Below are 15,511 nucleotides of genomic sequence, written 5' to 3' on the forward strand. Positions count from 1 at the left end.
TTTTCCGTATTTACAGCAGGTTACCTCATGCATTTCAGCGAACTGATGGCTGCCATTTCCACCCATGCGATCCGCCTTCAACAGGAAGATGAAGACCTGGTCATTCTGGGCAGTGACGACGCGCTGGATGACGCGTTGTGGGACAGCCTCGCGGCGCACAAGGCGCAACTGCTGGAGCTGGTCGCCGAACACGGCGGTGATTGGCTGAGCCCGGCCTTTCGCATCACCCCGGACATGCTGCCGCTGGTGAATCTGCAGCAGGATGCCCTCGACCGCATCGTCGCCACGGTGCCGGGTGGCGCCGCCAACGTACAGGACATTTATCCGTTGTCCGCGTTGCAGGAAGGCATGCTTTATCACCATCTCTCGGCGGTTGCCGGTGACCCCTACAGCTCTCAGGCGCTTTTCGTATTCGCCAGCCAGGAACGGCTTGATGCGTTCGCGCAGGCGCTGCGTTGGGTGGTCAAACGTCACGACATCCTGCGCACCTCGTTCGTATGGGAATACCTCGACGAGGCCGTGCAAGTGGTCTGGCGCGAGGCGCCGCTGGTGTGTCAGGAAATCACCGTGAACAGCGGCACCGACGTTTTGGCGCAACTGCTCGAACGTCATGAGCCACAGAACTTCTGTCTCGACCTGCAGCAAGCGCCGCTGCTGCGCATCGTCTATGCGCAGGATCCCGCCGAGGGCCGCGTGGTCGCGCTGTTGCTGTTTCATCACATGATCATTGATCACGTGGCGCTCGATGTGATGCGCCGGGAAATTCAGGCATATCTGCTCGGGCAGACCGCGCATGTGTCTGCGGCGGTGCCATATCGCGATCATTTGGCCAGGGCACGCAATGCTGGCAACGAGCAGGCGCAGGAAGGGTTTTTCCGCGAGATGCTCGCCGACATCGACGAGCCAACGCTGCCGTGCGGTTTGCAGGATGTACAGGGCGACGGCCACACCATCGAGCAAGCCTCGTTGATGCTCGACGGTCGCTTGATCCGGCGGTTGCGCGAGCAGGCCCGGCAGTTGGGCGTAAGTGTTGCAAGCCTGACGCACTTGGCACTGGCGCGGGTGCTGGGGCAATTGTCCGGGCGCACTTCGGTAGTGTTCGGCACAGTGCTTTTGGGGCGGATGGACGCAGGCGAGGGGGGTGAACAGGCGTTGGGGATGTTCATCAACACGTTGCCGCTGCGGGTCGATGTTGGCGAGCAAAGCGTGCGTGCTGGCGTGCTGGCGACCCATCGGCGCCTGACCGCGTTGTTGGCCCATGAGCAAGCCTCGCTGGCGCTGGCGCAACGCTGCAGCGCAGTGGCAGTGCCGACGCCGCTGTTCAGTGCGATCCTCAATTACCGGCACAACAGCGTCGAAGCCGTCGCTGACGTCGTCGACATTGCCCCCGGTGTGCAAATGGTGGGCGTGCGCGGGCGCACCAACTATCCGCTGACCATCAATATCGATGATCTCGGCGAAGACTTGCGCCTCACTGCGCTGGCAGATTCCGTGCTCGGTGCCGAGCGCATGACGACTTATCTGAATACGGCGCTGGAACGCCTGGCCGCAGCCTTGCAAGACGCTCCCGACGCCCCGATGCACACGCTGCAAATCCTACCCGCCCGCGAACGCGAACAACTGCTGCTCGGCGGTAACTCTCCGTTGGCGCAGTTCCCCGAAACACCACTGATCCACCAACAGTTCGAAGCTCACGCGCAGGCCCGACCAGACGCCACGGCGCTGATTTTTGAAGGGCAAACGCTCTGCTATGGCGAACTCAATCGTCGCGCCAACCAGGTAGCGCATCATCTGTTGGCCCTGAACATTCGTCCCGATGACCGCGTGGCAATCTGCGTGGAACGCGGCCCGCAAATGCTCATCGGCCTGCTCGCTGTGCTCAAGGCGGGCGCCGGTTATGTGCCGATCGATCCGGCCTATCCGCTCGACAGAATCAGTTTCACCATGCAAGACAGCGCCCCGGCAGCGGTGCTGATGCAGTCCGCGACGCGCGATCGCGTGGCCGCTCTCGAGGTGCCGCAGATTGACCTCGACAGCGCTCACCTCAAGGCCGAACTCGACAGCAATCCGCAGATCCCCGAACTGACCCCGGCGCATCTGGCGTACGTGATCTACACCTCCGGCTCCACTGGTCTGCCCAAAGGCGTGATGGTCGAGCACCGCAACGTGGCACGGCTGTTTTCTGCCACCCAGGACTGGTTCCAGTTCAATCAGCAGGACATCGGGGCGCTGTTCCATTCCTTCGCCTTCGACTTTTCGGTGTGGGAAATCTGGGGCGCATTGGCTTTCGGCGGGCAATTGCTGCTGGTCCCGCAAGCTGTCAGCCGTTCGCCGGACGACTGCTATGCATTGCTCTGCGAATCCGGCGTGACCGTGCTCAATCAGACGCCGAGTGCGTTCCGCCAACTGATCGCCGCGCAGGGTCGCAGTCAGTTGCAGCACTCCTTGCGGGATGTGATTTTTGGTGGTGAAGCGCTGGAACCGGGCCTGCTCAAACCGTGGTACGCGCGGGTCGGCAATGCCGGTACACGGCTGGTGAACATGTACGGCATCACCGAAACCACGGTGCACGTGACCTATCGGCCGCTGCAAGCCGCCGACGCGCAGTTGCTCGGCGTCAGCCCGATTGGTGTGCGCATTCCCGACCTGCAACTGTATGTCCTTGATGCGCGGCGTGAACCGGTTCCGGTCGGCGTGATTGGCGAGTTGTACGTCGGTGGCGCGGGCGTGGCGCGTGGTTATCTGAATCGCGAAGCGCTGACCGCCGAACGCTTTATCAATGATCCGTTCGGCGAAAACGCCGAGGCGCGCTTGTACAAAACCGGCGACCTGGCGCGCTGGGCCGCTGACGGCAACCTCGAGTACCTGGGGCGCAACGACGATCAGGTGAAAATTCGCGGTTTCCGCATTGAACTGGGCGAAATCGAAGCACGCCTGTCTGCCTGCGCAGGCGTGCGCGAAGCCGTGGTGATCGCCCGCGAAGACAGACCCGGCGATCAGCGTCTGGTCGCGTACTGGCTGGCCGACGAAGGCGTCGCGCCGGATGTGGCGCAATTGCGCGATCAACTGCTGGCTTCGCTGGCTGAGTACATGGTGCCGAGCGCCTTCGTGCGTCTCGACGCTTTGCCGCTGACCGCCAACGGCAAGCTCGACCGCAAAGCCCTGCCTGCGCCGGACAGCGAAGCCTTCGCCCGTCGTGGTTTTGAAGCGCCAGTCGGCGCCGTGGAAAACCTGATCGCCGGGCTCTGGCAGACATTGCTCGGTGTCGAGCAGGTCGGCCGCCATGACAATTTCTTCGAACTCGGTGGTCATTCGTTACTGGCGGTGAAGCTGATCGAACGCATGCGACAACAGGATCTTCACTGTGACGTTCGCGTGCTGTTCGGTCAGCCTAGCGTGGCAGCGCTGGCGGCGACTCTGAGCAGCGAACGCGTCGTCGTCGTTCCCGACAACCAGATCGAACCGGGTTGCACGCGCATTACTCCGGCGATGCTGCCGCTGGCCAATCTCGATCAAACCGCAATCGATCGTGTCGTTGCAACTGTGCCGGGCGGCATCGCCAATGTGCAGGACATCTATGGGTTGGCGCCGTTGCAGGCGGGGATTCTCTATCACCATCTGGCGACCAGTGCTGGCGATCCGTATGTGTTGCAGACGCAATTCGCCTTCGACGGTCTGGCGCAGATCAAAGAGTTTGTCCGAGTCTTGAACGGCGTGATCAAACGTCATGACATTCTGCGCACCGGCATCGTCTGGGAAGGACTGGAAGAGGCGGTGCAAGTGGTCTGGCGCGAGGCGCCACTGGCGCTGGAGCGCGTCGATGCCGATGAACTCGACGGCGACGTGCTGGAGCAGATGCAGGCGCGTTTCGATCCACGCCACTATCGTCTGGACCTCAGTCGAGCGCCGCTGATGCGCTTTGTCTACACCGAAGATCAGTCGCACAACCGTTGGATCGGCATCCTCCTGATGCACCATATCGTCCTCGATCACACCGCACTGGAAGTGCTGGTCGCGGAAATGAGCGATGTAATGCTCGGCCGTAGCGTCGATCTGCCGCCGCCGGTGCAGTACCGCCACTTCGTCGCACAGGCGCGGCTCGGCGCCGATGATCGGGCCCACGAAGCGTTCTTTCGCGAGATGCTCGCCGACATTGACGAGCCGACCGTGGCCTTCGGTTTGCAGGACGTGCACGGCGACGGCAGCGCCATCCTCGACAGTCATGCCGAGCTGGACGCCGGCCTCGGCCAACGTCTGCGCGAGCAGGCGCGGCGGATGGGTGTCAGCGTTGCCAGCCTGGTGCATCAGGCCTGGGCTCAGGTGTTGGCGCAGGTTTCCGGCCAGCAAGACGTGGTGTTCGGCACTGTATTACTGGGGCGCATGCAGGGCGGAGAAGGTGCAGATCGGGCGCTGGGCATGTTCATCAACACCTTGCCGCTGCGCGTCAGCGTCGGGGCTGATTCGGTGGAGAGCGGCGTGCGTGCGACGCATGCGCGTCTGGCGCAGTTGCTCGGCCATGAGCAGGCGTCATTGGCGCTGGCCCAGCGTTGCAGCGGTGTCGGCGGTGCGCAGACGCTGTTCAGCACCTTGCTCAACTACCGCCACAGTGCGCCGGAGTCGGCCGCTGTAGCGTGGCAAGGCGTGCAGATTCTCAGCTCGCGCGAGCGCAGCAATTATCCACTGGTGGTCAGTGTCGACGACCTCGGCGAAGGTTTCCGCCTGAACGTGCAAGCGGTGCCGCAGGTGGACGGTGCGCGGGTCTGCGATTACTTGCAAACCGCGTTGCACAGTCTGGTCACGGCACTTGAGTACACGCCGACGGCGCCGTTGCAGCAACTGACGATCGTGTCGCCAAGCGAACGGCAACGGGTGCTGGTTGGCTTCAACATCAGCGGTCGTGAATACCCGCCCGCGCAGACCGTGCCGCGTCTCTTTGAAGCGCAAGTCCTGGCGCACCCCGAGGCGCTGGCGGTGGTGCAGGGCGAGCAACAGTTCAGCTACCGCGAACTGAATCAGCGCGCCAATCGCCTCGCCCATCACCTGATCGGCCTCGGCGTGCAAGTCGATGACCGTGTTGCGCTGTGCCTGCGTCGCGGCCCGGACATGCTCGTTGCGCTGCTGGCGATTCTCAAGGCCGGCGCCGGTTACGTGCCGATTGACCCCGATTACCCGGCTGAACGCATCGCCTACCTGTTGCAGGACAGCGACCCGATCGCGGTGCTGGCGCAGGCCTCGACGCGCGACCTGCTCGGCGCCGTCCCGGTGATTGATTTGCACGCCAGCGACTGGCGCCACCTGCCTGACGATAATCCGCAACGGCCGGGGCTGACTCCGGAAAACCTGGCTTACGTGATCTACACCTCGGGTTCTACCGGGCAACCGAAAGGCGTGATGGTCGAGCACCGTACCCTGGAAAACCTCGTGCACTGGCACGCCGAAGCCTTCGACCTGCACGCCGGCAGCCACACTGCCAGCGTCGCCGGTTGCGGCTTCGATGCCATGGCGTGGGAGGTCTGGCCAGCGCTGTGCGTCGGCGCGACGGTGCATCTGCCGCCGGTGTCGATCGGCAACGAACACCTCGATGAATTGCTCGAATGGTGGCGCGCGCAGCCGTTGCAAGTGAGCTTTCTGCCGACCCCGGTGGCCGAATACGCGTTCAGTCGCGGGCTGGGTCATCCGACCCTGCGCACGTTGCTGATCGGTGGCGACAAGTTGCGCCAGTTTCCGCGTGATCAGACCTTCGACGTAATCAACAACTACGGCCCGACCGAAGCCACGGTGGTCGCGACTTCCGGGCGCATCGAGCCCGGGCGGGTTCTGCACATTGGCCGGCCGATTGCCAATGCCAAAGTCTATCTGTTGGACCGTCAGCAACAGCCCGTGCCAACCGGTGTGCAGGGCGAGTTGTATGTCGGTGGCGCCGGGGTAGCGCGCGGCTATCTTAATCGTCCGGAACTGACCGCAGCGCAGTTCCTCGACGATCCGTTCAGCGACGAACCGCACGCGCGGATGTACCGCACTGGCGACCTCGCGCGCTGGCTGGACGATGGCAACATCGAATACCTGGGACGCAATGACGATCAGGTGAAACTGCGCGGTGTACGGATTGAACTGGGTGAAATCGAGGCGGTGCTGAGTGCCCACGATGCGGTTCGCGAGTGCGTGGTGCTGGTGCGCGACGGACGATTGCTCGCCTGGTTCACTGAAATCGAGTCGGTCGAGATCAGCGCCTTGCACCAGCATCTGCAAGCGCGACTGCCTGACACTTTAGTGCCGGCGGCTTACGTGCGCCTGGACAGCCTGCCGCTGACCGCCCACGGCAAACTCGACCGCAAGGCCTTGCCCGAGCCGGATCAGGACGCGTGGCTCAGCCGTGAATATGCAGCGCCGCAAGGCCCGGTCGAAGTGGCACTCGCGCAGATCTGGGCCGACGTACTGAACATCGAGCAGATCGGCCGCCACGACAATTTCTTCGAACTGGGCGGCCATTCGCTGTTGGCGGTTAGCCTGATCGAGCGCATGCGTCAGGCCGGTTTGAGCGCCGATGTGCGCGTGCTGTTCAATCAGCCGAACCTGGCTGCGCTGGCACGGGCCTTGGGCAGTGGACGGGAAATCGAGGTGCCGGCCAATCTGATTCCGGCCGCTTGCACCCGCATCACGCCCGACATGCTCACCCTGACGACGCTGGATCAGGCCAGCATCGAGCGCATCGTCGCGACGGTGCCCGGCGGCGCTGCCAATGTGCAGGATATCTATCCGCTGGCGCCGTTGCAGGAAGGCATTCTCTATCACCATTTGAGTGCCGGGCAGGGCGATCCGTATCTGCTGCAATCACGTCTGGCCTTCGACAGCCTCGAACGTTTACACACCTTCGCCGCCCACTTGCAGCAGGTCATCGCCCGTCACGACATTCTGCGCACCAGCGTGGTCTGGGAAGGCTTGCCAAGCCCGCAGCAAGTGGTCTGGCGCGAGGCGCAGATGGTCGTCCAGCAGGTGCTGCTGGATGCGCAGGACGGCGACATTCTCGAGCAGTTGCACGCGCGTTTCGATGCCCGACATTTCCGTCTCGACCTCAATCAGGCACCGCTGATCCGCATGGTCTACGCCGAAGATCCGGCGCAACAGCAAGTCGTCGCCATCGTGCTGTTCCATCACTCGATTCTTGACCACACCGCGATGGAGGTGATTGGCCGGGAAATGCACGCGTTGATGTTCGATCAACTCGACACGCTGACGCCGCCGATGCCTTACCGCAACTACGTGGCGCAGGCACGTTTGGGGGCCGATGAGCAGGAGCACGAAGCGTTCTTCCGCGAGATGCTCGGCGATATCGATGAGCCGAGCTTGCCCTTCGGCCTGCAGGATGTGCAGGGCGACGGCCGCGGCATCGAAGAAGCGCTGCAGCCGGTCGATGCCGCGCTCAATCTGCGTCTGCGTGAACAGGCCCGGCAATTGGGCGTCAGCCCGGCGAGCCTGATGCACATGGCCTGGGCGCAGGTGCTGGGCGTGGTCTCCGGCCGCCGCGACGTGGTCTTTGGCACGGTGTTGATGGGGCGGATGCAGGGCGGCGAGGGCGCCGACCGCACGTTGGGGGTGTTCATCAACACCTTGCCGCTGCGCGTCGATCTCGCTGAAGGCGTGCGCGCCGGGGTGAAAACCACCCATGCACGGCTGACGGCGCTGCTCGGTCATGAGCACGCTTCGTTGGCGCTGGCCCAGCGTTGCAGCGCCATGACCGGTTCTGCACCGCTGTTCAGCGCCTTGCTCAACTATCGACACAGCGCCGCCGCACAACAGCCGCGCGACAACCAGGGTATCTGGCAGGGCGTGCGCATGCTCGGTGGCGAGGAGCGCAGCAATTATCCGCTGACCCTGTCGGTGGATGATCTGGGCGAAGGGTTCGCCCTCGACGTGCTGGCAGTCGCCGAGATTGGTGCGCAACGGATCTGCAGTTACATGCACACCGCACTGGAACATCTGGTGACGGCACTGGAGGAGGCACCGCAACGCCCGCTCAACCGTTTGCCGGTGCTTTCGGTGGCGGAATACGAACACTTGCTGGTCGGTTTCAACCAACAAGGCGCGGCCTACCCGCGTGGCGCGACGATTCAGCGCTTGGTCGAGGCGCAGGCCGAGCAGCAGCCGGATGCACTGGCGGTGGTTCAAGGCGTGCAGCAACTGACTTACGCGCAACTCAATCAGCGTGCCAATCGCCTGGCCCATCACTTGCTCGGCCTCGGCGTGCAGCCCGATGACCGTATCGCCGTGTGCCTGCGCCGTGGCCCGGACATGCTCGTCGCGTTGCTGGCGATCCTCAAGGCCGGCGCCGGTTATGTGCCGGTCGATCCGGCGTACCCGGCAGAACGCATCGCCTATCTGTTGCAGGACAGCGCGCCGATGGCCGTACTGGCACAGGCTTCGACCGCTGATTTGCTCGGCGCAGTGCCGCTGATTGATCTGGACAATCCGACCTGGCAACAGCTGTCCGCGAGCAATCCGCAAGTGCCGACGCTGACCCCGGCGCATCTGGCCTACGTGATTTACACCTCCGGCTCCACCGGCCAGCCGAAGGGCGTGATGGTCGAACACGCGACGCTGGAAAACCTCGTGCACTGGCACTGCGAGGCCTTCGACCTGCGCGCCGGCAGCCACACGTCGAGTGTCGCCGGCTTCGGTTTCGATGCCATGGCGTGGGAGGTCTGGCCGGCGCTGTGTGTCGGCGCGACCCTGCACTTGCCGCCGCAAACGGTGAGCAACGAGCACCTCGACGAGTTACTGCAATGGTGGCGTACGCAGCCGTTGCAGGTGAGTTTCCTGCCGACGCCGGTTGCCGAGTATGCGTTCAGTCGCGACCTCGGCCACCCGACCTTGCGCACGCTGTTGATCGGTGGCGACAAGCTGCGCCAGTTCCCCCGTCAGCAGACCTTCGCGGTGATCAATAACTACGGCCCGACCGAAGCCACGGTGGTTGCCACCTCCGGCGCGGTCGAGGCCGGGCAGGTGCTGCACATCGGTCGACCGATGGCCAACGCGAAAATTTATCTGCTCGACGACCAGCAGCGCCCCGTGCCGGTCGGCGTCGCCGGCGAGTTGTATGTCGGCGGTGCCGGTGTGGCGCGCGGTTATCTGCATCGTCCCGAGCTGACGGCCGAACGCTTCCTCGACGACCCGTTCAGCGACGAACCGCAGGCGCGCATGTACCGCACTGGTGACCTTGCACGCTGGCTGGCTGACGGCAGCGTCGAATACCTGGGGCGCAACGATGATCAGGTCAAACTGCGCGGCGTGCGCATCGAACTGGGAGAAATCGAAGCGGCGTTGACCGGTCACGAAGCCGTGCAGGATTGCGTGGTGCTAGTGCGCGACGGGCAGTTGCTGGCGTGGTTTACCGAACGGCTGAACGTCGACATCGAGGACTTGCGCAGTCATCTGCAAGCGCAGTTGCCGCAAGCGCTGGTGCCCGCTGCTTACGTGCGCCTGCAAGCTCTGCCGCTGACCGCCAATGGCAAACTCGACCGCAAGGCGTTGCCGGAGCCTGATCAGACGGCGTGGCTGAGCCGCGAATATGCCGCACCGCAAGGTTCGGTGGAAATCGTGCTGGCACAGATCTGGTCCGAAGTTCTCAACATCGAACAGGTCGGACGTCACGACAACTTCTTTGAATTGGGCGGGCATTCCCTGCTGGCGGTGACGCTGATCGAGCGCATGCGCCAGGTCGATCTGAGCACCGACGTGCGCGTGCTGTTCAGCCAACCGACCCTGGCCGCGCTGGCGGCGGCGGTGGGCAGCGGCCGCGAGGTTGCAGTGCCGGACAATCTGATTCCCGCCGATTGCACACAGATCAACCCGGACATGTTGACGCTGGTACAACTGGATCAGGCCAGCCTCGAGCGCATCGTCGCCACGGTGCCGGGTGGCGCTGCCAACGTGCAGGACATTTATCCGCTGGCGCCGTTGCAGGAAGGGATTCTTTATCACCACCTCAGCGCCGTGAAAGGCGATCCGTACCTGCTGCAATCGTGTCTGGCGTTCGACAGCGTCGAGCGTGTTCAAGCGTTCGCGGCGGCGCTGCGTCAAGTCATGACCCGCCACGATATCCTGCGTACTTCGATAGTCTGGCAAGGCCTGCCGGCGCCGGTGCAAGTGGTCTGGCGGCATGCGGAGCTACCGGTCCAAGCCGTGGCGCTGGAGCCGGCGCAGGGCGAAGCCATCGATCAGTTGCGGGCGCGCTTCGATGCACGGCATTGCCGTCTGGAACTTGATCAGGCTCCGCTGCTGCGTCTGGTATATGCCCTCGACGCAGACCATCAGCGCGTCGTCGCCATGCTGTTGTTCCATCACATCGCCATGGACCACACCGCGCTGGCGGTGGTCAGCGAAGAAATGCAGGCGATTTTGCGCGGCGATGAGCGATTGCCGGCGCCCGCTGTGCCATACCGCAATTATGTCGCGCAGACCCGTCTTGGTGTCAGTGAACAAGAGCACGAAATATTCTTCCGCGAGATGCTCGGCGACATCGACGAGCCGACGCTGCCGTTCGGTTTGCAGGATGTGCATGGCGACGGCAATGACATCGAGGAAGTCTGCCAGCCACTGCCTGCCGTGGTGGCGCAGCGTTTGCGCAGTCAGGCGCGATTGCTCGGCGTCAGCGTCGCCAGCCTGTTCCATCTCGCCTGGGCGCGGGTGCTGGCGGCAACGTCCGCTCAGGAGCGCGTGGTCTTCGGCACGGTGTTGCTCGGCCGCATGCAGGGCGGGGCGGGCGCGGATCGTGGGCTGGGCATGTTCATCAACACCTTGCCATTGCGCGTGGATGTTGACGAAAGCGACGTGCGCGCCGGGGTCAAGGCGACCCATGCGCGGCTCAGTGCGCTGTTGGCCCACGAACATGCCTCGCTGGCGTTGGCCCAGCGTTGCAGCGGTGTCGCGGCGCCGTCGCCGCTGTTCAGCGCGATGCTCAATTACCGCCATAGCGACAGCGAAGCTCGGCAAAATACCAAACGTGAGGCCTGGCAGGGCATCGAATCCCTCGCCGGTGAGGAACGCACCAATTACCCGTTGACCCTCAACGTCGATGATCTGGGCAGCGGCTTCCAACTGACAGTGATGACCCCGTCGCACATCGGTGCGGCACGTATTGGCCAGTACATGGAGAACGCGCTGTTCGCGCTGGTTGAAGCGCTGGAGCACACACCGCAGCAACCGTTGAACCGCCTGACGGTGTTGGCGGACGAGGAGCGGCAGGCGTTGCTGTTCGGCCGCAACGACACCGCCGTCGATTACGACTTGCAGCAGACGCTGCACGGCTTGTTCGAAGCGCAGGTGCTGCGCACGCCACAAGCTGTCGCAGTAGGCGCCGACGATCAGACATTGAGCTACACGCAGCTGAACGAGCGCGCCAATCGCTTGGCCCGGCACTTGATCAGCCTCGGTGTGCAAGTGGATTCGCGGGTGGCGATCTGCGTCGAACGCAGCCTGGAAATGGTCATCGGTCTGCTGGCGATCAACAAGGCCGGCGCCGGTTATGTGCCGCTCGACCCGGCCTATCCACCGGAGCGCCTTGCCTACATGCTCCAAGACAGCGCGCCGGCCGTGGTGTTGGTGCACGGGGCGACCCGCGAGTTGCTGGGGGATATCAAGGCGGTCGATCTTGACCAGAACACCTGGCAATCCCTGTCCGCCGACAATCCGCAAATCCCGGCGCTGACCCCACAGCACACTGCCTACGTGATCTACACCTCCGGCTCCACAGGTCAACCGAAAGGCGTGGTCAATGAGCATGCCGGTGTGGTCAACCGCTTGTTGTGGATGCAGGACGCTTATCGCCTGACGGCTGCCGATTCGGTGTTGCAGAAAACCCCGTTCAGCTTCGACGTATCGGTGTGGGAGTTCTTCTGGCCGTTGATGACCGGCGCGCGACTGGTCATGACGCGGCCCGACGGGCACAAGGATCCGCAATATCTGAGCGAAGTGATCGAACGTGAAAACATCACCACGCTGCACTTTGTGCCGTCGATGCTCGACGTGTTCCTCGCCAACAGCGACACCACACGCTGCGACGGCGTGCGTCGGGTGATGTGCAGCGGTGAAGCGTTGCCGGGCAGTCTGGTGCGGCGTTTCAAACTCCAGTTAATGGGCAGCGAGTTGCATAACCTCTACGGCCCGACTGAAGCCGCCGTCGATGTCACCGCATGGGACTGCACCGGATCCATCGAGCAGACCCCGGACAACACGCCGATCGGCAAACCGATCGCCAACACCCGCCTGTACATCCTCGATGCGCAGCAGCAACCGGTGCCGCAAGGCGTGATCGGCGAGTTGTACATCGCCGGCGTGCAGGTGGCGCGCGGGTATCTGAACCGACCGCAGTTGACGGCCGAACGCTTCCTCGAGGATCCGTTTCATCCGCACGGGCGCATGTACCGAACTGGCGACGTCGCGCGCTATCGGCCTGACGGCAATATCGAATATCTGGGCCGTAACGATGATCAGGTGAAGATTCGCGGTCTGCGCATTGAACTGGGCGAAATTCAGGCACGTCTTGCCCAGATCGAAGGTGTGCAGGAAGCCGTGGTGGTCGCTCGAGAAGAGGTGCCCGGCGACAAACGTCTGGTCGCGTATTACACCGGTGAACGCCTGGAAATCGACGTGCTGCGCAGTCATTTGCTTGAGCACTTGCCGGATTACATGGTGCCTGCCGTGTTCGTGCATCTCGACGCTTTGCCGCTGAGCCCCAACGGCAAACTCGACCGCAAGGCCCTGCCGGCGCCGGACCGGCAAGCGCTGAAAACCCGCGAATACGAAGCCCCGGTCGGCGACGTCGAAATCACCCTCGCGCGGCTCTGGGCCGAGCTGCTCAACGTCGAACGGGTAGGGCGTCACGACCATTTCTTTGAACTGGGTGGTCACTCATTACTGGCGGTCAGTCTGATCGGCCGGTTGCGTCAGGAAGGCATGGAAGCCGATGTCAGGTCGCTGTTCGAACATCCGACCCTGGCCGGCTACGCCGCAATTACCGAAAGAATGGAGATCGTCCTGTGAATGTGCTCGAACTATTGGCAACCCTGAAGGCAAAAGACATTCAGTTGGCGGTGACCGATGAGCAATTGCGCGTCAACGGCAACAAACAGGCGTTGAGCGATCCGGCGCTGCTGGCGGCGCTGCGCGAGCACAAACCGGCGTTGATCGAGCTGATCAAGGCCGGCCAATATTCAGCCACCCGCGTCGGCCAGATTGATGTACCGGCCAACGGAATTCTTCCCGGCAGCACGCACATCACGCCGGCGATGGTGACCCTGGCTGACGTGGATCAGCCGACCCTTGACCGCTTGCTCGCCGAGGTACCGGGCGGCGCTGCCAATGTGCAGGACATCTACCCACTGGCGCCGTTGCAGGAAGGCATTCTCTATCACCACGCGAGCAACGAGCAGGGCGATCCCTACGTCATGCAATCGTACTTCGCGTTCAGCAGCCGCGAGCGTCTGCAGGACTTCGCGCAAGCCTTGCAAAAGGTCATCGATCGCCACGATATCCTGCGCACGGCGGTGCATTGGGAGGGGCTGGACGTGCCGCTGCAAGTGGTCTGGCGTCAGGCACAGTTGCCGATGGAAGAGGTCGTGCTGGCAGACGGCGAAAGCGCTGCGCTGCAGCAATTGCACGAGCGCTTCGATGCGCGGCATTTCCGTCTGGACGTGCGGTGTGCGCCGATGATGCGTCTGGCCTACGCGTGGGACGAGGATGGTCAGCGCGTGGTCGCGACGTTGTTGTTTCATCACATGGCGCTGGATCACTCGGCGCTCGACGTGGTGCGTCATGAACTGCTCGCCTGCCTCACCGGCCAGGATCAATCGCTCGGGCGCCCGGTGCCGTTTCGCAATTACGTAGCGCAGGCGCGGCTGGGTATCAGCGAAACCGAACACGAGGCGTTTTTCCGCGAGATGCTCGCTGACATTGCCGAGCCGACGCTGCCCTACGGTTTGCAGGATGTGCAGGGCGACGGCCTCGGCATCGCCGAGCTGAGCCTGCCGATCAACCCGCTGCTCGGGCAACGTCTGCGGGCGCAGGCGCGGCAGCTCGGCGTGAGTGTCGCGAGCCTGTTTCATCTGGGCTGGGCGCAGGTATTGGCCACGCTCACCAGCAAACAAAACGTAGTATTCGGTACGGTGCTGATGGGGCGTATGCAAGGCGCCGAAGCCACCGAGCGGGCGCTGGGGATTTTCATCAACACCTTGCCGCTGCGGGTCGATGTCGATGCGCAGGGCGTGCGTGCGGCGGTGGAGGCGACGCACAAACGCCTGACCACGCTGATGCGCCACGAGCACGCGCCGCTGGCACTGGCCCAGCGTTGCAGTGGCGTGGTCGCGCCGACGCCGTTGTTCAGTGCCTTGCTCAATTACCGCCACAGCCACACGGCGGCGACCGCAAGTGCCGAGACCCTGGCGGCGTGGGAAGGCATCAGCACGATCAGTTCCGAAGAACGCACCAACTATCCGCTGACCCTGAGCATCGACGATTTCGGCGATGCCTTCAGCCTCACGTTGCTGGCCACCACCGAGGTCGATCCACAGCGCATCTGCGATTACTTGCACTGCGCCCTGGAAAGTCTGGTGTTGGCGTTGGAGCTGGCGCCGGACAGCGCGCTCAACCAATTACCGATTCTGCCGGCGGCAGAGCGCGAGCAGCTGCTGCTGGCGTTCAATGACAACCACGCCGAATTCCCGGCAATGTTGACCATCGCCCAGCGTTTCGAGGCGCAAGTGGCGCAGCGGCCCGAAGCCGTGGCCGCGCAATACCTCGGTGAGCAACTGAGTTATGCCGAGCTCAACCGGCATGCCAACGCCTTGGCCCATCATCTGATCGCGCTCGGGGTGAAACCTGACGATCGCGTCGCCATTGTCGCCCGCCGTGGCCTCGATACGCTTGTCGGGCTGGTCGCCATTCTCAAGGCCGGCGCCGGTTATGTGCCGGTCGACCCGGCGCACCCGGCCGAGCGTCTGCACTACTTGCTCAGCGACAGCGCCCCCGTCGCCGTGCTCACCCAGAATAATCTGCGGGAGCGCCTGCCGGCGCTGCAGGTGCCGGTGATCGATCTCGATCCGCTGACCTGGCCGCTGAGCGAGACCCTTGACCCGCAGGTGCCGGGCCTGACCGCCGCACATCTGGCCTACGTGATCTACACCTCCGGTTCCACCGGCCTGCCCAAAGGCGTGATGGTCGAACACCGCACTTTGTCGAATCTGGTCGACTGGCATTGCTCAGCGTTTGATCTGTGCGCCGGTCGCCACACTTCAAGCCTTGCCGGGTTCGGTTTCGACGCCATGGCCTGGGAAGTCTGGCCGGCGTTGTGTGCCGGCGCGACCCTGCACTTGGCACCGACTCACGAAGGCAGCGAGGATATCGATGCGTTGCTCGAGTGGTGGCGCGCGCAGCCACTGGACGTGAGTTTCCTGCCGACGCCCGTCGCCGAATACGCCTTCAGCCAGAACCTTGAACACCCGACGTTGCGTACATTGCT

At 63.4% G+C, this 15,511-nt stretch carries 2 protein-coding genes (1 of these 2 cut by a window edge); both read left to right on the forward strand.

The window, feature by feature from the left end; all coding sequences use genetic code 11:
* Positions 1–27: 27 nt before the first annotated feature.
* The gene (locus tag GTU76_RS16920; protein WP_180699131.1) at positions 28–13,038 is read left to right on the forward strand and encodes a non-ribosomal peptide synthetase; all 13,011 of its coding nucleotides are present in this window, start codon (positions 28–30) and stop codon (positions 13,036–13,038) included.
* Positions 13,035–15,511: the start of a non-ribosomal peptide synthase/polyketide synthase gene (locus GTU76_RS16925; RefSeq protein WP_180699132.1), read on the forward strand. It continues 15,370 nt past the right edge of the window; the window shows 2,477 of its 17,847 coding nt (coding positions 1–2,477); the start codon lies at positions 13,035–13,037; its stop codon lies beyond the right edge, outside the window. Before GTU76_RS16920 ends, GTU76_RS16925 begins: the two co-directional genes overlap by 4 nt.

The organism is Pseudomonas crudilactis, from assembly GCF_013433315.1.
Classification (GTDB): domain Bacteria; phylum Pseudomonadota; class Gammaproteobacteria; order Pseudomonadales; family Pseudomonadaceae; genus Aquipseudomonas; species Aquipseudomonas crudilactis.